The organism is Pseudomonas sp. Leaf127 (assembly GCF_001423155.1).
Taxonomy (GTDB): Bacteria; Pseudomonadota; Gammaproteobacteria; order Pseudomonadales; family Pseudomonadaceae; genus Aquipseudomonas; species Aquipseudomonas ovata.
This window is the reverse complement of record NZ_LMOA01000020.1, coordinates 464,913-481,013: the sequence shown is the minus strand read 5'-3', so window position 1 is coordinate 481,013 and position 16,101 is coordinate 464,913. Positions and strand designations below refer to the sequence as shown.

General features: G+C 64.7%; 16 protein-coding genes. 14 read left to right on the top strand and 2 right to left on the bottom strand.

The window, feature by feature from the left end:
- Positions 1-263: 263 nt before the first annotated feature.
- Together paaX and paaY are read right to left on the bottom strand one after the other, a co-directional pair.
- Positions 264-1,187, bottom strand: coding sequence for a phenylacetic acid degradation operon negative regulatory protein PaaX (gene paaX / locus ASF84_RS12860; RefSeq protein WP_056838866.1), 924 nt, complete (start codon positions 1,185-1,187; stop codon positions 264-266).
- A 71-nt stretch (positions 1,188-1,258) separates the two neighbouring features.
- Positions 1,259-1,852, bottom strand: coding sequence for a phenylacetic acid degradation protein PaaY (paaY, locus tag ASF84_RS12855; protein ID WP_056838864.1), 594 nt, complete (start codon positions 1,850-1,852; stop codon positions 1,259-1,261).
- 328 nt (positions 1,853-2,180) lie between these two features.
- On the opposite strand from paaY, the gene paaF reads away from it, so the two are divergent.
- The 14 genes from paaF to ASF84_RS12785 all read left to right on the top strand — a co-directional run bounded on the left by paaF (position 2,181) and on the right by ASF84_RS12785 (position 16,061).
- Positions 2,181-2,954 carry a 2,3-dehydroadipyl-CoA hydratase PaaF gene (paaF, locus tag ASF84_RS12850; RefSeq protein WP_056838862.1) on the top strand — a complete coding sequence of 258 codons (774 nt, stop codon included), beginning with the start codon at positions 2,181-2,183 and terminating at the stop codon, positions 2,952-2,954.
- A gap of 29 nt (positions 2,955-2,983) precedes the next feature.
- Positions 2,984-3,775 (top strand): 2-(1,2-epoxy-1,2-dihydrophenyl)acetyl-CoA isomerase PaaG, encoded by a 792-nt coding sequence (gene paaG / locus ASF84_RS12845; RefSeq protein ID WP_056838860.1) that lies wholly within the window; start codon positions 2,984-2,986, stop codon positions 3,773-3,775.
- A 3-nt stretch (positions 3,776-3,778) separates the two neighbouring features.
- The gene (paaH, locus tag ASF84_RS12840; protein ID WP_056838859.1) at positions 3,779-5,299 is read left to right on the top strand and encodes a 3-hydroxyacyl-CoA dehydrogenase PaaH; all 1,521 of its coding nucleotides are present in this window, start codon (positions 3,779-3,781) and stop codon (positions 5,297-5,299) included.
- Positions 5,289-5,732 (top strand): hydroxyphenylacetyl-CoA thioesterase PaaI, encoded by a 444-nt coding sequence (paaI, locus tag ASF84_RS12835; protein WP_056838857.1) that lies wholly within the window; start codon positions 5,289-5,291, stop codon positions 5,730-5,732. Before paaH ends, paaI begins: the two co-directional genes overlap by 11 nt.
- Entirely contained in the window at positions 5,729-6,946 is a 1,218-nt protein-coding gene (gene pcaF / locus ASF84_RS12830) for a 3-oxoadipyl-CoA thiolase (RefSeq protein ID WP_056838855.1), read from the top strand. The genes paaI and pcaF overlap by 4 nt, the downstream gene beginning before the upstream one ends.
- A 110-nt stretch (positions 6,947-7,056) precedes the next feature.
- Positions 7,057-8,373 carry a phenylacetate--CoA ligase PaaK gene (paaK, locus tag ASF84_RS12825; RefSeq protein ID WP_056838853.1) on the top strand — a complete coding sequence of 439 codons (1,317 nt, stop codon included), beginning with the start codon at positions 7,057-7,059 and terminating at the stop codon, positions 8,371-8,373.
- Between the two features lie 527 nt (positions 8,374-8,900).
- Positions 8,901-9,893, top strand: coding sequence for a 1,2-phenylacetyl-CoA epoxidase subunit PaaA (paaA, locus tag ASF84_RS12820; protein WP_056838851.1), 993 nt, complete (start codon positions 8,901-8,903; stop codon positions 9,891-9,893).
- 34 nt (positions 9,894-9,927) lie between these two features.
- Positions 9,928-10,209 carry a 1,2-phenylacetyl-CoA epoxidase subunit PaaB gene (gene paaB, locus ASF84_RS12815; RefSeq protein WP_056838849.1) on the top strand — a complete coding sequence of 94 codons (282 nt, stop codon included), beginning with the start codon at positions 9,928-9,930 and terminating at the stop codon, positions 10,207-10,209.
- A gap of 10 nt (positions 10,210-10,219) precedes the next feature.
- Positions 10,220-10,981, top strand: coding sequence for a 1,2-phenylacetyl-CoA epoxidase subunit PaaC (gene paaC, locus ASF84_RS12810; protein WP_056838847.1), 762 nt, complete (start codon positions 10,220-10,222; stop codon positions 10,979-10,981).
- Positions 10,968-11,501, top strand: a complete 534-nt coding sequence (gene paaD, locus ASF84_RS12805; protein WP_056838845.1) for a 1,2-phenylacetyl-CoA epoxidase subunit PaaD — start codon at positions 10,968-10,970, stop codon at positions 11,499-11,501. Before paaC ends, paaD begins: the two co-directional genes overlap by 14 nt.
- 25 nt (positions 11,502-11,526) lie before the next feature.
- Complete coding sequence (paaE, locus tag ASF84_RS12800) at positions 11,527-12,603, top strand: 1,2-phenylacetyl-CoA epoxidase subunit PaaE (protein WP_056838842.1); 1,077 nt, start codon at positions 11,527-11,529, stop codon at positions 12,601-12,603.
- A 242-nt stretch (positions 12,604-12,845) separates the two neighbouring features.
- Complete coding sequence (locus ASF84_RS12795) at positions 12,846-13,154, top strand: DUF485 domain-containing protein (RefSeq protein ID WP_056838840.1); 309 nt, start codon at positions 12,846-12,848, stop codon at positions 13,152-13,154.
- Positions 13,151-14,797, top strand: coding sequence for a cation acetate symporter (locus ASF84_RS12790; protein WP_056838838.1), 1,647 nt, complete (start codon positions 13,151-13,153; stop codon positions 14,795-14,797). Before ASF84_RS12795 ends, ASF84_RS12790 begins: the two co-directional genes overlap by 4 nt.
- 28 nt (positions 14,798-14,825) lie before the next feature.
- On the top strand, positions 14,826-16,061 hold the full coding sequence (locus ASF84_RS12785; RefSeq protein ID WP_056838836.1) for an OprD family porin: 1,236 nt from the start codon (positions 14,826-14,828) through the stop codon (positions 16,059-16,061).
- Positions 16,062-16,101: the final 40 nt, after the last annotated feature.

The following is a 16,101-nucleotide window of genomic DNA, read 5'->3' as shown; positions in this document are numbered from 1 at the left end:
CTGTGGGAGGCGGCTTGCTGCGGGCGGCGATCCGACGATGAGGCCAGTAAGGGCAACACACCTGCTGCGCCTGTCACATCGCCATCGCCGGCAAGCCGCCTCCCACCGTCTGGTGCCAAGCACAAATCCGGGATCACATCGAAACTCTGCTGCGGGCGGCGATCTGTCGATGAGGCCAGGACAGCCGACAGATCGGCAGCGCTTGTAAACCCGTGATTGCCAGACAGTTGCTGCCTCCCACGGTTTTGTGCGTAGGCTTGTTTCTAGCGCAACCCGCCAAACCGCTGGTAGAACCCCTCGCCCACATCGGGCAACGGCCCGTCGGCCGTTTCCAGCGCGGCATTCAGCCACTCCTCGGAACGGGCGCACACCAGCCGGTAGATATTGCGGCACAGCTGGCGTGCCGCACGTCCTTCCCAGTCGCCGGGCAGCAGCTCATCAGGCAACTGCGGGTCGCGCAACAGCAGGCGGCGGTATTCGTGGACCAGCAGGGTGCGGGCCAGGAAACAGTCCTCGCCGCGCAGGCTGTCCTGCTCGCGCAGCACTTGCCACAACGGGCGAAACAGCTTGATGAACTCGCTGTAGTGCTTGCCCAGCTCATCGATGTTCCAGCTCTCGCGCACCTGCGCCCGCAGGGCCTTGGACGCCAACACGTCCTGGCTGCGGGTCTCGAACACGATGCTGTCTTCCAGCGCATCAAGCTCCTGCAACGTGGCATTGACATCGGCCTTGTCGCTGCGGGGGCTGGCCAGCATGGTCGGGGCAATGGCACCGAAGCCCTGCCACTCCAGCTCTTCACGCACCTGCTTGCGCTTGTCAGCCGGCAGTTGCGAGAGCGCCACCAGGCACCAGGCGCCGTCCCAGGCCGGCACGTTGACGTTGTACACGCGCTTGAAGGCTTTTTCGAAACGTCGCCGACCGGTGCCGGTCAGGCTGTAGTAACTGCGCCGCCCAACCTTCTCGGCCGTCAGCCAGCCCTCCTTGCTCAGGCGAAAGATCGAGGTGCGGATCAATCGTTCGTTGATGCCCATCGGTTCGAGCAATTGAATCAGGCTGCCCAGCCAGACCGTGCCGCCGTGCGGCTCGATGGCATCGCCATACAGGGTGATGATCAGCGAGCTGGCACGAATCGGCGTGCGCTCCTGAAAGCGCTGGATAAGGTGGTTCAACGGAGCAAGGGACGACATGGGCCTACCGGGCGACGACGATAAAGACGTCGAATATACCTGCCCGGCACCAATTGCGGCGAGCCTGCCCATCAACCGCCGGCCTTGGGACGAAATGCACTGTCGCTGATACGCGCACGCTGCGGTTCGATTTCACTCAGCGGCTCGCATGCCACCAGCGACGCCAGGCAGCGCTGGGCCAGCTGCTGGTACTCCCGGGTACCGGCCTGTTTCCAGGCCACTTCGTCATCGCTGAGTGCCCGCTTGACTGCCGCCGGCGAGCCGATCACCAGCGACTGCGCCTCACACCTGAAGCGCGCCTTGACGAAGCTGGTGGCCGCCACGAATGAACGCGCGCCGATCTCGGCATAGTCCATCACCACCGCATTCATGCCCACCAGCACATCCTCGCCGATACGGCAGCCGTGCAGCACCGCGCCGTGGCCGACATGGCCATTGCGCCCCAGCACCGTGTCGCTGTCCGGAAAACCATGCATCACGCAGGTGTCCTGAATATTGGCGCCCTCCTCCAGCACAATGCGGCCAAAGTCGCCGCGCAGGCTGGCCAGCGGGCCGACATAGCAGCCAGGGCCGATGATCACATCGCCGATCAGGACGGCCGTGGGGTGCACATAAGCGGTGGGGTGGACCACCGGGGTCAGGCCATCGAGGCTGTAGCAGGTCATGGTAAATCCTCCTGTAATAAACGCCGCTGCATCGCAACTGCTTTAAATTCTTGTATCACAACAATTGACCACAGAAAAACACAAGTGACGTATCGAATACAGGCCCACTCGAAAAACCGTGCAAAAACCGCTATCCAGACGGCCTTAACAGATAAAAACGTTTTATTTTTCGCTTCTGCAAAAATCAATCAAGACACAAAAAATCATTAAAAACCATATTGTCTTGTATCGCTTAATGCTTATACTCAGCCCAGCACGGCCCCGCGTGGGCCCATTCCAATAATCAGCGGCGCACACGACGCCGCCCGTGCCGCCGGAGGATTCTCGAATGCCTCACACCCTTGCCGTGACCACCCCTGTTGCCGGCGTGCGCCTGATCACCCTGCAGCGCCCGCAGGCGCTCAACGCGCTGAACACCGAGCTGCTGGGCGAACTGGCCGCCGAACTGGAAGCAGCCGAGCACGACAGCCAGACCCGCGTCGTGGTCATCACCGGCAGCCGCAAGGCCTTTGCCGCCGGCGCCGACATCCACGAGATGGCCGAGCGCGACCTGGTGGGCATTCTCAATGATCCCCGCGTCGGCTATTGGCAACGCATCGGCACCTTTCGCAAACCCCTGATCGCGGCCGTCAACGGCTTCTGCCTGGGTGGCGGCTGCGAGCTGGCCATGCACGCCGACATCCTCATCGCCGGTGAAGACGCCCGCTTCGGCCAGCCGGAAATCAACCTGGGGATCATGCCCGGGGCCGGCGGCACCCAACGCCTGTTGCACGCCGTGGGCAAGTCACTGGCCATGCAGATGGTCCTCACCGGCCAGCCGATCGACGCCCGCCATGCCCAGCGCGCCGGCCTGATCAGCGAAGTGACCCAGCCGGAGTTCACTGTCGAGCGCGCCCTGCAGGTGGCCGCCAGCATTGCCGAAAAGGCGCCGCTGGCAGTGCGCCTGGCCAAGGAAGCGCTGCTCAAGGCGCAAGACCTAGACCTGGCCTGCGGCCTGCGTTTCGAGCGCCAGGCGTTCACCGTGCTGGCCGGCACGGCCGACCGGCGCGAAGGCATCCAGGCCTTCCAGGAAAAACGCCGGCCGACCTTCACCGGCCAGTAACCCCTCATTCCTATAAGAGAGCGCAAGCCATGGACTTCCAGCACATCCTGTTTTCCATCGAGGACGGCGTCGCCCTTCTCAGCCTCAACCGCCCCGAGCAGCTCAACAGCTTCAATGCCGCGATGCACCTTGAAGTGCGCGAAGCCCTCAAGCAGGTGCGCCAGCACAATGAAGTGCGCGTATTGCTGCTGACCGGCGAAGGCCGGGGCTTTTGTGCCGGGCAGGATCTGTCGGACCGCAATGTCGCACCGGGTGCCGAAATGCCCGACCTGGGCCTGTCGATCGAGCAGTTCTATAACCCGCTGATCCGCAGCCTGCGCGACCTGCCACTGCCGGTGATCTGCGCCGTCAATGGCGTGGCCGCCGGTGCCGGCGCCAACATTCCGCTGGCCTGCGACCTGGTGTTGGCGGCGCGCTCGGCCAGTTTTATCCAGGCGTTCTGCAAGATCGGCCTGGTGCCCGACTCGGGCGGCACTTGGAACCTGCCGCGCCTGGTCGGCCCGGCCCGCGCCAAGGCCCTGGCCCTGCTGGGCGAGCGCCTGAGCGCCGAGCAGGCCGAGCAATGGGGGCTGATCTACCGGGTGGTCGACGACGCCGACCTGCGCGATGAAGCCCTCAAGCTCGCCCGCCACCTGGCCACCCAGCCGACTTACGGGCTGGCCCTGATCAAGCGCGCCTTCAACGCCAGCGCCAGTAACAGCTTCGACGAGCAACTGGAGCTGGAGCGCGACCTGCAACGCCTGGCCGGGCGCAGCGAGGATTACCGCGAAGGCGTGTCGGCCTTCATGAACAAACGCACTCCCACCTTCAAAGGACGCTGAGCGATGACCGCACTCGATACACGCACCGTCGTCGCCGTGATCGGTGCCGGTGCCATGGGCGCCGGCATCGCCCAGGTGGCCGCGCAGGCCGGGCACCCGGTCAGGCTCTACGACACTCGTGAAGGCGCCGCCGCCCAGGCGATTGCCGGCATCGACCGGCAGCTGGGCCGCCTGGTCGAAAAGGACAAGCTCGACGGCGAGGCCCGCCGCGCCACGGTCGCACGCCTGCAACCGGCGGCCAGCCTGCAAGACCTGGCCGAAGCGGGCCTGGTGATCGAAGCCATCGTCGAAAACCTGGAGGTCAAGCGCGGGTTGTTTGCGCAGCTCGAAGCGGTCTGCAGCGCCGAGTGCATCCTGGCCAGCAACACCTCGTCATTGTCGATCACCGGCATTGCGGCGGGCCTGACCCATCCGCAGCGGGTCATCGGCCTGCATTTCTTCAACCCGGCGCCGCTGATGGCGCTGGTCGAAATCGTGTCAGGGCTGGCCAGCGACCCGGCCCTGGCCCAACGTCTGTACGCCACGGCGCAGGCGTGGGGCAAAAAACCGGTGCACACCCGCTCGACCCCGGGCTTTATTGTCAACCGCGTGGCGCGGCCGTTCTATGCCGAAAGCCTGCGCCTGCTGCAGGAAGGCGCCGCCGACTGCGCCACCCTCGATGCCCTGCTGCGCGATGCCGGCGGTTTTCGCATGGGCGCCTTCGAACTCACCGATCTGATCGGCCACGACGTCAACTACGCGGTCACCTGCTCGGTGTTCGACGCCTACTACGGTGACATGCGCTTTCAGCCTTCGCTGATCCAGAAAGAACTGGTCGATGCCGGCCGCCTGGGGCGCAAGAGCGGCCAGGGCTTCTACGCCTACCACGAAGGCGCCGAGCGCCCGCAGCCGGTTGAAACCCACAGCACCGCCTGCGTCGACAGCTGCGTGGTCGAAGGCGACCTGGGCATCGCGGGCCCGCTGGTCGAGCGCCTGCAACAGGCCGGCATCACCATCACCCGGCGCGACGGCCACGGCCTGCTGCGGGTCGGCGACGCCACCCTGGCACTCAGCGATGGCCGGCTGGCCAGCCAGCGCGCGCGCCAGGACGGCCTGCACAACCTGGTGCTGATCGACCTGGCGCTGGACTACCAACGCGCCGAACGCCTGGCCATCAGTTGCGCCGCCGGCATTTCACCTCAGGCACGGCAACAGGCGATCGCCCTGCTGCAACGCGCCGGGCTCAAGGTCAGCCTGCTCAGCGACACCCCGGCACTGGTGGTGCTGCGTACCGTGGCCATGCTCGCCAATGAAGGCTGCGACGCGCTGCTGCACGGCGTGGCCAGTGCCGCCGACATCGATCTGGCCCTGTGTGCTGGCGTCAATTATCCACGCGGACCGCTGGCCTGGGCCGATGCCATCGGTCTTGAGCCGGTGCTCAAGACCCTGGAAAACCTGCAGGCCGCGTACGGCGAGGCGCGCTATCGCCCCTCGTTGCTGCTGCGGCGCTGCGCCGAACAAGGGAGCACCCTGCATGACCACTGACCCGCAACAACTGGCCGAAGCCTGCGCCAGCACCCTGTTCGAGCGCGATGCCGCCAGCAAAGCCATGGGCATGCGCCTGCTGTCGATCAGCCCCGGCCACGCGCAAATGGTCATGACCGTACGTCCCGACATGCTGCAAGGCGTCGGCACCTGCCACGGCGGCCATTTGTTCGCCCTGGCTGATTCGGCCTTTGCCTTTGCCTGCAACACCTATAACGCCGTCACCGTGGCCCTTGGCTGCAGCATCGACTATGTGGCACCCGGCCGGCTGGGCGACGAACTCACCGCCACCGCCAGCGAGCAAAGCCGCAGCGGGCGCACCGGCAACTACGACGTGCGCATCGAAAACCAGCACGGGCAGTTGATCGCCCTGTTCCATGGCAAGTCCTACCAAGTGCGCGGCACCCTGATCGACCCGGAGCTTTCCCAATGAGCCATTCCTTGACTGACGCGCTGATCATCGACGCCATCCGCACCCCCATCGGCCGCTACGCCGGCGCCTTGTCCAGCGTGCGTGCCGACGACCTGGGTGCCGTGCCGATCCGGGCACTGATCGAACGCCACCCGGAACTGGATTTCAGCCACATTGACGAGGTGTTCTACGGCTGCGCCAACCAGGCCGGCGAAGACAACCGCAACGTGGCGCGCATGTCGGCCCTGCTGGCCGGCCTGCCGGTCACGGTGCCCGGCACGACGCTCAACCGCCTGTGCGGCTCGGGCATGGACGCGGTGGGCAGTGCCGCACGGGCCATTCGCACCGGCGAGGCGGGGCTGGCGATTGCCGGCGGTGTCGAGTCGATGTCGCGGGCACCGTTCGTGATGGGCAAGTCCGAGCAGGCGTTCGGCCGCGCCGCCGAGCTTTTCGACACCACCATCGGCTGGCGCTTCGTCAACCGGCTGATGCAGGACCAGTACGGCATCGACTCGATGCCCGAGACCGCCGAGAACGTCGCCGAGCAGTTCAACGTGTCCCGCGCCGAGCAGGACGCCTTCGCCCTGCGCAGCCAGCACAAGGCCGCTGCCGCCCAGGCCAGTGGTCGCCTGGCCCAGGAAATCGTCCCGGTGACCATTGCCCAGCGCAAGGGCCCTGCCAAGGTCGTCGAGCACGATGAACACCCACGCGGTGACACCACCCTGGAGCAACTGGCCCGGCTGGGCACGCCCTTCCGCCAGGGCGGCAGCGTCACCGCCGGCAATGCCTCAGGCGTCAACGACGGCGCCTGCGCCTTGTTGCTGGCCAGCCCCGAAGCGGCCCGCCTGCACGGCCTGAAGGCCCGCGCCCGGGTGGTGGGCATGGCCAGCGCCGGGGTCGAACCGCGCATCATGGGCATCGGCCCGGTGCCGGCCACCCGCAAGGTGCTGGCCCTGACCGGCCTGTCGCTGGCCGACATGGACGTGATCGAACTCAACGAAGCCTTTGCCGCCCAGGGCCTGGCTGTGCTGCGCGAACTGGGCCTGGGCGATGACGACCCGCGGGTCAACCCCAACGGCGGCGCCATCGCCCTGGGCCACCCGCTGGGCATGAGCGGCGCGCGCCTGATCACTACCGCGCTGCATGAACTGGAAGCGCGCCAGGGCCGCTATGCGCTGTGCACCATGTGCATCGGCGTCGGCCAGGGCATCGCCCTGATCATCGAGCGGGTCTGAAACACACAAGCTTCTGACACGCAGACAAAAGCATGACTACCGACGCGGGGAGTATCCTCGCCATTGACACTCAGGGCACCGTGGCCCGCACAAAAACAATCGAGTGAACCATGAACATGATCGCCACCAACACCGCCTTGCTCGACCCCATCGAAACCGCCAGCATCGACCAGTTGCGCCAGCACCAGCTCGATCGCCTGCGCTGGAGCCTCAAGCACGCCTACGACAATGTGCCGCTGTATCGCCAGCGCTTCGATGAAGCCGGCGTGCACCCCGACGATCTGCACCACCTCGACGACCTGAGCAAATTCCCGTTCACCGGCAAGAGCGACCTGCGCGACAACTACCCCTACGGCATGTTCGCCGTGCCGCAAAGCGACATCGTGCGCCTGCACGCCTCCAGCGGCACCACCGGCAAACCGACGGTGGTCGGCTACACCCAGAACGACATCGACACCTGGGCCAACGTGGTGGCACGCTCGATTCGCGCCGCCGGCGGACACCGGGGCGACAAGGTGCATATTTCCTATGGCTACGGGTTGTTCACCGGCGGGCTGGGCGCGCACTACGGCGCCGAGCGCCTGGGCTGCACGGTGATCCCGATGTCCGGCGGGCAGACCGAGAAACAGGTGCAACTGATTCGCGACTTCCAGCCCGACATCATCATGGTCACGCCGTCGTACATGCTCAACCTGGCCGACGAGATCGAGCGCCAGGGCATCGACCCGCATGATCTGAAGCTGCGCCTGGGCATCTTCGGTGCCGAGCCGTGGACCGCCGAGCTGCGCCGCGCCATCGAAGAACGACTGGGCATTACCGCGCTGGACATCTATGGTCTGTCGGAAATCATGGGGCCGGGCGTGGCGATGGAATGCGCCGAGACCAAGGACGGCCCGACCGTGTGGGAGGATCATTTCTACCCCGAGATCATCGACCCGGTCACCGGTGCCGTGTTGCCGGACGGCGAGATGGGCGAGCTGGTGTTCACCTCCTTGTCCAAGGAGGCCCTGCCGATGATCCGCTACCGCACCCGCGACCTGACCCGCCTGCTGCCGGGCACGGCGCGGCCGATGCGACGCATCGACAAGATCACCGGGCGCAGCGACGACATGCTGATCATTCGTGGGGTCAATGTGTTCCCGACGCAGATCGAGGAGCAGATTCTCAAGATCAGGCAACTGGCCGAGGTCTATGAGCTGCACCTGCATCGCAACGGCAACCTGGACAGCGTGGATGTGCATGTCGAGCTCAAGCATGACTTGCAAGGCATGGAGGCCGACCAGCAGAAGCGCGTGGCCGATGAGCTGGGGCGGCAGATCAAGACGCATATCGGCATCAGTTCGCGGGTGTTGATCCAGCCGTTCCATGCGCTCAAGCGATCCGAGGGCAAGGCGTGCCATGTGTTTGACAATCGCCCCCGGGGGTGAGGCCTGCGCGGTCGATGGCAACCCCGGATTTCTGGCCTGACACTCACCTGTGGGAGGCGGCTTGCCGGCGCCCGCTTGCCGGCGATGGCTGACTTACGGTCATGGGTAATCAAAGTGCTGGCTGGCGCCTATTGATACGGCGTTGTTCGGGGCTGCTTTGACTGGCCTTTAGAGAGGTTCCGGCCCGAAGAGGGCCGGAACCTTTGTGGCAGACAGAACACAGCGTTCTTGCAAGACATCCCTCTTGTATCGCCTGCCCCATCGCCTTCGCGACCGTTGGTCGCTCCTACGGATTAAAAACTCATAAACCAACAATAGAAATCACATTCCGTATCGCTTATATAACCAAGCGGACACCCATGAAACCCCGAAGAAACCAACAAAAACCCCTAAAAGCCAAGAAAAACCCATCAAAGCGATACACAAACCAAAAACAAAACACAAATTTACGTTTGATATTTTTTTCGGTATCGCTTACAACTACATCCATGGCGCAAGCCACCCGATAACCGAGCTGGAGACACAGCATGTACGCACAACTGGTCGAGACCGGCGTCAAGCGGATCAAGTCGCTGGATGAGATGTCCCCCGAAGAGCGCGCCTTCCAGGAAAAGATCGACGCCGAAATCAAGATCGAGCCCAAGAACTGGATGCCCGACGCCTACCGGCAGACCCTGATCCGGCAGATCTCCCAGCACGCCCACTCCGAGATCGTCGGCATGCTGCCCGAAGGCAACTGGGTGACCCGCGCCCCGACCCTCAAGCGCAAGCTGCAACTGATGGCCAAGATCCAGGACGAAGCCGGCCACGGCCTGTACCTGTACAGCGCCATGGAAACCCTGGGTGCCGACCGCGACGAAGAATTCGCCAAGCTGCACAACGGCAAGGCCAAGTACTCGAGCATCTTCAACTACCCCACCCTCACCTGGGCCGACATGGGCGCAGTGGGCTGGCTGGTCGACGGCGCTGCCATCGTCAACCAGGTGGTGCTGCAGCGCACCTCCTACGGTCCGTACTCACGGGCGATGGTGCGCATCTGCAAGGAAGAAAGCTTTCACCAGCGCCAGGGCTACCAGCTGCTGCTGACCATGATGCAAGAAGGCACCCAGGCCCAGAAAGACATGGTCCAGGACGCCATCAACCGTCTGTGGTGGCCGTCGCTGATGATGTTCGGCCCCAGCGACGCCGAGTCGCCCAACAGCGCCCAGTCCATGGCCTGGAAGATCAAGCGTCAGAGCAACGACGAACTGCGCCAGCGCTTCGTCGACCAGACCGTGCCGCAGCTGGAGCTGCTGGGCTGCACGGCGCCGGACCCGGACCTGAAATGGAACGAAGAACGCGGCCACTACGATTTCGGCGAGATCCAGTGGCAGGAATTCTACGAAGTGCTCAAGGGCAACGGCCCATGCAACCAGGAACGCGTCGCCAAGCGCCGCCAGGCGATGGAAGACGGTGCCTGGGTCCGTGAAGCGGCCGTGGCCTACGCCAAAAAACAACACGCCAGACGCGACGCCGCCTGAGCCATAAAGCACCCCTGATGCGGAGAACCCTGCCATGTCCCAATGGACCCTTTTCGAAGTCTTCGTGCGCAGCAAGCACGGGCTCAACCACAAGCATGTGGGCAGCGTGCACGCCGCCGACGCCGCCATGGCCATCGAGAACGCCCGCGAGCTGTACACCCGCCGCAACGAAGGCGTGAGCCTGTGGGTGGTGCCGTCGGCGCTGATCACCGCGTCCTCGCCGGATGAGAAGGACCCGCTGTTCGACCCGGCCAGCGACAAGATCTACCGCCACGCCAGCTTTTACGAGCTGCCGCCCGAAGTCGGCCACATGTGAGGAATGGGTCATGAGCGAAAAAGACGATCTGATCCAGTACCTGCTGCGCCTGGGCGACACCGCCCTGATCCAGGGCCAGCGCCTGTGCGAATGGTGCGGTGGTGCGCCGGCGGTCGAAGAAGAACTGGCGCTGATGAACGTCGGCCTGGACCTGGTCGGCCAGTCGCGCAACTGGCTCGAATACGCCGCCGAGCTGCTGGCTGATGGCCGCGACGCCGATCACCTGGCCTTTCGCCGTGACGAGCGCGCCTACCGCAACCTGCTGCTGGTCGAGCAACCCAACGGCGACTACGCAGTGACCATGACCAAGCAGTTCCTGTTCGACGCCTGGCACTTGCAAGTGCTGCACGGGCTGAGCACCTCCAGCGATGCCCGCATCGCCGGCATCGCTGCCAAGGCGGTCAAGGAAGTCACCTATCACCTGCGCCGCTCCGGCGAGTGGGTCGAGCGCCTGGGCGACGGCACCGAAGAAAGCCATGCGCGCATGCTCAAGGCGGTCGACAAGGTCTGGCGCTTCACCGTCGAGCTGACCGCCGGTGACGAGGTCGAGCAACGCCTGTTCGAGGCCGGCATCGCCCCGGACCCGAGCGAAGTCGCCAGCGCCTGGCACAGCAAGGTCGCCGACCAGTTCGCCCGCGCCACCCTGCCACTGCCAGCCCCGGCCAGTTATTTCTACCTGAGCGGCCGTCAGGGCCTGCACAGCGAGCACCTGGGCCTGCTGCTGGCCGAAATGCAATTTCTGCAAAGGGCCTATCCCGATGCGACCTGGTGAGCTGATCGCCGGCGACCGCGGCGCCCGGGCGGTGCAGGCCGACGACCTGACGCGGGCCTGGGCGGTACTGGACGCGGTCATGGACCCGGAAGTGCCGGTGGTCAGCGTGGTCGAGCTGGGCATCGTGCGCGGCCTGGACTGGCAGGCCGGTCACCTGCATGTGGTGGTCACCCCGACGTATTCGGGTTGCCCGGCCACCGAGGTGATCGAGCAGGACATCGCCCAGGCGCTGGAGCAGGCCGGCTTTGCTGCGCCGCAACTGGAACGCCGGCTGACCCCGGCCTGGACCACCGACTGGATCACCGGCAGCGGCCGCGAGCGTCTGCGCGCCTATGGCATCGCCCCGCCCGAGGGCAGCGCCAGCAAGCGCAGCCTGCTGGGTGAAGCGCCGCAGATTCAGTGTCCGCAGTGCGGCAGCACGCACACCGAGCAACTCAGCGAGTTCGGCTCCACGGCCTGCAAGGCGCTGCACCGCTGCCGCGACTGCCTGGAACCCTTCGACTATTTCAAGTGCATCTGAGCGGCATGCTCGCCGGAGAACAACAATGAGCAAATTCCACAGCCTGGTCATCAAGGATGTTCGCCCCGAAACCCGTGAGGCGGTGTCGATTGCCTTCGAGGTGCCCGCGGAGCTGGCCGACAGCTTTCGCTTCACCCAGGGCCAGCACCTGGTGATGCGCACGCACATTGGCGGCGAAGAAGTGCGGCGTTCCTACTCGATCTGCACCGGGGCCAATGACGGCGAGCTGCGCGTGGCGATCAAGCGCGTGGCCGGCGGGGCCTTTTCGGCCTACGCCAACGAAACATTGAAGGTCGGCCAGCGCCTGGATGTGATGCCGCCCTCGGGGCACTTTCATGTGCCCCTGGACCCGGCGCGCCAGGGTCATTACCTGGCGGTCGCCGCCGGCAGTGGCATCACGCCGATCCTGTCGATCATCAAGACCACCCTGCAGAACGAACCGCACAGCCAGTTCACGCTGATCTACGGCAACCGTTCCAGCAACGCGGCGCTGTTTCGCGAGCAGCTCGAAGACCTCAAGAACCGCTACCTGCAACGCCTGAACCTGGTGTTCGTGTTCAGCCGCGAGCAACAGGATGTCGACCTGTACAACGGCCGCATCGACGCTGACAAATGCGGCCAGCTGTTCAGCCGCTGGATCGACGTCAAATCCCTGGAGGCGGCCTTTATCTGCGGCCCGCAGGCGATGACCGAGACCGTGCGCGAGCAACTGGTTGCCAACGGCCTGGCCGCCGAGCGCGTGCATTTCGAACTGTTTGCCGCGGCCGGCAGCAGCCACAAGCGCGAAGCCCGCCAGGCCGCCGCGCAGCTCGATGCCGCGATGAGCGAGATCACCGTGATCAGCGATGGTCGCGAGCTGTCGTTTGCGCTGGCGCGCAACAGCATCAGCGTGCTCGACGCCGGCAACGCCCAGGGTGCCGAACTGCCCTACTCGTGCAAAGCCGGGGTGTGCTCGACCTGCAAGTGCAAGGTGATCGCAGGCGAAGTGGAAATGGACAGCAACTTTGCCCTGGAAGACTACGAAGTGGCCGCCGGCTACGTGCTGTCGTGCCAGGCCTTCCCGCTCAGCGACAAAGTGGTGCTGGACTTCGACCAGCTCTGACCCCCCGGTAGGAGCGCGCTTGCCCGCGACCGGCTGCGTTAGCAGTCGTAAATTTTTAGCGTTTCGCAAATTTCAGATCGTGAATGTATGGCGTCTCGCACATTTTCAGATCATGAATTTGTAGCGTTTCATCAATTTTGCGAGCGCTGCGCACTCGGTCGCGGGCAAGCGCGCTCCTACGGGGCACCCTGATACACCTTTGATAATGCTCATCTCGACAATCACAACAACAGAGAGCCGCCATGACCCAACAAGAGCTTGAACGCTTGCAGCAGCACCCCGACTTCATCGATCTGGTGCGGCGCAAGCAGCGCCTGACCTGGTCGCTGACCCTGACCATGCTCGCCATCTATTACGGCTTCGTGCTGGTGATGGCCTTCGCCCCACAGGTACTGGGCCGCTCGCTCAGCGGCGGCGTCATGACCTGGGGTATTCCGCTGGCCATCACCGTGATCGTCCTGTCATTCGTGCTCACGGCGTTCTATGTACGCCAGACCAACCAGGTGCTCGACCCGCTGGCCGCCCGTCTGTTGCAGGAGACCCGCCCATGAAGGCCGTGTCGCTGTTTGCCCTCACCGGTGGCCTGCTGCTCAGTGGTGCAGCCCTGGCCGCCGAGCCGGCCACCCGGCCGTTGAACTGGCATGCCATCGGCATGTTCCTGGTGTTCGTGCTGTTCACCCTGGGCGTGACCCGCTGGGCAGCGCTGCGCACCCGCTCGACCAGTGATTTCTACACCGCCGGCGGCGGCATCACCGGTTTCCAGAACGGCCTGGCGATTGCCGGCGACATGATCAGCGCGGCGTCCTTCCTGGGCATCTCGGCGATGATCTTCATGGCCGGCTACGATGGCCTGCTCTATTCGCTGGGCGTGGTGGCGGCCTGGCCGATCATCCTGTTCCTGATTGCCGAGCGCCTGCGCAACCTGGGCAAGTACACCTTTGCCGACGTGGTCTCGTACCGCCTGGAACAGACCCCGATCCGCATCACCGCCGCCCTGGGCACGCTGATCGTGGCACTGATGTACCTGATGGCGCAGATGGTCGGCGCCGGCAAGCTGATCGAACTGCTGTTCGGCATCTCCTACCTGCAAGCGGTGCTGCTGGTCGGCGTGCTGATGGTGTTCTACGTGACCTTCGGCGGCATGCTGGCCACCACCTGGGTACAGATCATCAAGGCGGTGATGCTGCTGTGCGGTGCCAGCTTCATGGCCTTCATGGTGCTGCGTCACTTCAACTTCAGCCCCGAGGCGATGTTTGCCGGCGCTGCCGCCGTGCATGCCAAGGGCGTGGCGATCATGGCGCCGGGCGGCATGCTCAGCAACCCGATCGACACCTTGTCGCTGGCCGTGGGCATGATGTTCGGCACCGCCGGACTGCCGCACATCCTGATGCGTTTCTTCACCGTCAAGGACGCCCGTGAAGCGCGCAAGAGCGTGCTCTACGCCACCGGTTTCATCGGCTACTTCTACCTGCTGCTGATCGCCATCGGCTTTGGTGCCATCGTCATGGTCGGTACCGATCCTGCTTTCCGCAATAGCGCCGGCGCCATCATCGGTGGCGGCAACATGGTCGCGGTGCACCTGGCACAAGCGGTGGGCGGCAGCCTGTTCCTGGGCTTTATCTCGGCGGTGGCGTTCGCCACGATCCTGGCGGTGGTGGCCGGCCTGGCGCTGTCCGGCGCCTCGGCGGTGGCCCATGACTTGTATGCCTGTGTGATCCGCAAGGGCAAAGCCACCGAGCGCGAAGAAATGCGCATGTCGCGCCTGACCACCCTGGTGATCGGCGTGCTGGCGGTGATCCTCGGCATCCTCTTCGAGTCGCAGAACATCGCGTTTCTGTCCGGGCTGGTGCTGGCGATTGCCGCGTCGGTGAATTTCCCGGTGCTGTTTCTCTCGATGTTCTGGAAGGGCCTGACCACCCGCGGTGCGGTGGCCGGCAGCCTGGCCGGACTGATCTCGGCGGTGGTGCTGCTGGTGCTGAGTCCCGTGGTGTGGGTCAAGGTGCTGGGCAATGACAGCGCGCTGTTCCCGTATTCGAACCCGGCGCTGTTCTCGATGACCTGTGCCTTTGTCGGTGCCTGGCTGTTCTCGGTGACCGACCAGTCGGAACGCGCCCAGGCCGAACGCGGCCGCTACATGGCGCAATTCATTCGCTCGATGACAGGCTTTGGCGCGGCAGGCGCCAGCCGGCACTGATCAACCTTACCCGGACGGAATAACAAGAATGCACACGATCCGTATCACTGCCTCGCTGCTGGCCGCTGCCAGCGCCACCCTGGCCGGCAGCGCCATGGCCGGCTTTATGGAAGACAGCAAGGCCAGCCTGGAAATGCGCAATTTCTACCTGAATCGCGATTTTCGCCAGAGCAACGCGCCCCAGGCCAAGGCCGAAGAATGGGCCCAGGGCTTTACCGCACGCTTCGAATCGGGCTTTACCGAAGGCACGATCGGTGTGGGCGTCGATGCCATTGGCGAGCTGGGAATCAAGCTCGACTCCAGCCGCGACCGGCGCAACACGGGCCTGCTGGCCTTTGACCCGGCGAGCGGCGAGCCGGTGGACGACTACAGCGAATTGGGCGTGGCGGGCAAGTTGCGTTTCTCCAAAACGGTATTGAAGGTCGGTACCCTGCAACCGGCCTTGCCGGTGGTGACCTACAACGACACGCGGCTGCTGTCCTCGACCTTTCAGGGCGGCATGCTGACCTCCAGGGAAATCGACGGCCTGACCGTCAATGCCGGGCGCCTGACCCGCGCCAACCTGCGTGACTCCTCCAGCCGCGACGACATCGGCTACGGCGCGGCCAGCAGCGACGCCTTCGACTTTGCCGGTGGCAGCTACGCGATCAACCCGACACTCACGGCCAGCTACTACTACGGCAAGCTGGAGAATATCTATCGCCAGCACTTCGTGGGCCTGGTGCACACCCAGCCCTTGGGGGAAAAGCTCAGCCTGCGCAGCGACCTGCGTTATTTCGACAGCGGCAACGACGGCCAGCAACGCGCCGGGCGCATCGATAACCGCAACATCAACGGCATGTTCACCCTGACCCACGGCGGGCATAAGTTCGGCCTGGGCTTCCAGCAGTTGTCCGGCGACAGCGCCTTTCCGTTTCTTAATGGAGGCGACCCGTACTCGGTCAACCTGGTGACCTTCAACACCTTCACCCGCGCCGGGGAGGACGCCTGGCAACTGCGCTACGACTATGACTTTGCCGCCCTGGGTGTGCCGGGCCTGACCTTCATGACCCGCTATGTCGACGGTCGCAACGCCCGCACCGCCACCGGCGACCACGGCGAGGAATGGGAACGCAACACCGACATCGCCTATGTGCTGCAAAGCGGCCCGCTCAAGGGCCTGAGCCTGCGCTGGCGCAACCTGACCTTTCGCTCGGGCAACGGCCTGAGCACCGACCTGGACGAAAACCGCCTGATCGTCGGCTACACCCTGGCGCTCTGGTAAAGGCATTCGATGCCGCCCTGTAGGAGCGCGCTCTGCCCGC

Bases quoted from the DNA above. Each gene is read 5' to 3' on its own strand.
- paaA (WP_056838851.1), top strand. From the start codon at position 8,901: ATGTACGCACAACTGGTCGAGACCGGCGTCAAGCGGATCAAGTCGCTG.
- paaC (WP_056838847.1), top strand. From the start codon at position 10,220: ATGAGCGAAAAAGACGATCTGATCCAGTACCTGCTGCGCCTGGGCGAC.
- ASF84_RS12785 (WP_056838836.1), top strand. From the start codon at position 14,826: ATGCACACGATCCGTATCACTGCCTCGCTGCTGGCCGCTGCCAGCGCC.
- paaF (WP_056838862.1), top strand. From the start codon at position 2,181: ATGCCTCACACCCTTGCCGTGACCACCCCTGTTGCCGGCGTGCGCCTG.
- paaK (WP_056838853.1), top strand. From the start codon at position 7,057: ATGAACATGATCGCCACCAACACCGCCTTGCTCGACCCCATCGAAACC.
- paaD (WP_056838845.1), top strand. From the start codon at position 10,968: ATGCGACCTGGTGAGCTGATCGCCGGCGACCGCGGCGCCCGGGCGGTG.
- ASF84_RS12790 (WP_056838838.1), top strand. From the start codon at position 13,151: ATGAAGGCCGTGTCGCTGTTTGCCCTCACCGGTGGCCTGCTGCTCAGT.
- paaY (WP_056838864.1), bottom strand. From the start codon at position 1,852: ATGACCTGCTACAGCCTCGATGGCCTGACCCCGGTGGTCCACCCCACC.
- pcaF (WP_056838855.1), top strand. From the start codon at position 5,729: ATGAGCCATTCCTTGACTGACGCGCTGATCATCGACGCCATCCGCACC.
- paaE (WP_056838842.1), top strand. From the start codon at position 11,527: ATGAGCAAATTCCACAGCCTGGTCATCAAGGATGTTCGCCCCGAAACC.
- paaI (WP_056838857.1), top strand. From the start codon at position 5,289: ATGACCACTGACCCGCAACAACTGGCCGAAGCCTGCGCCAGCACCCTG.
- paaX (WP_056838866.1), bottom strand. From the start codon at position 1,187: ATGTCGTCCCTTGCTCCGTTGAACCACCTTATCCAGCGCTTTCAGGAG.
- paaH (WP_056838859.1), top strand. From the start codon at position 3,779: ATGACCGCACTCGATACACGCACCGTCGTCGCCGTGATCGGTGCCGGT.
- ASF84_RS12795 (WP_056838840.1), top strand. From the start codon at position 12,846: ATGACCCAACAAGAGCTTGAACGCTTGCAGCAGCACCCCGACTTCATC.
- paaB (WP_056838849.1), top strand. From the start codon at position 9,928: ATGTCCCAATGGACCCTTTTCGAAGTCTTCGTGCGCAGCAAGCACGGG.
- paaG (WP_056838860.1), top strand. From the start codon at position 2,984: ATGGACTTCCAGCACATCCTGTTTTCCATCGAGGACGGCGTCGCCCTT.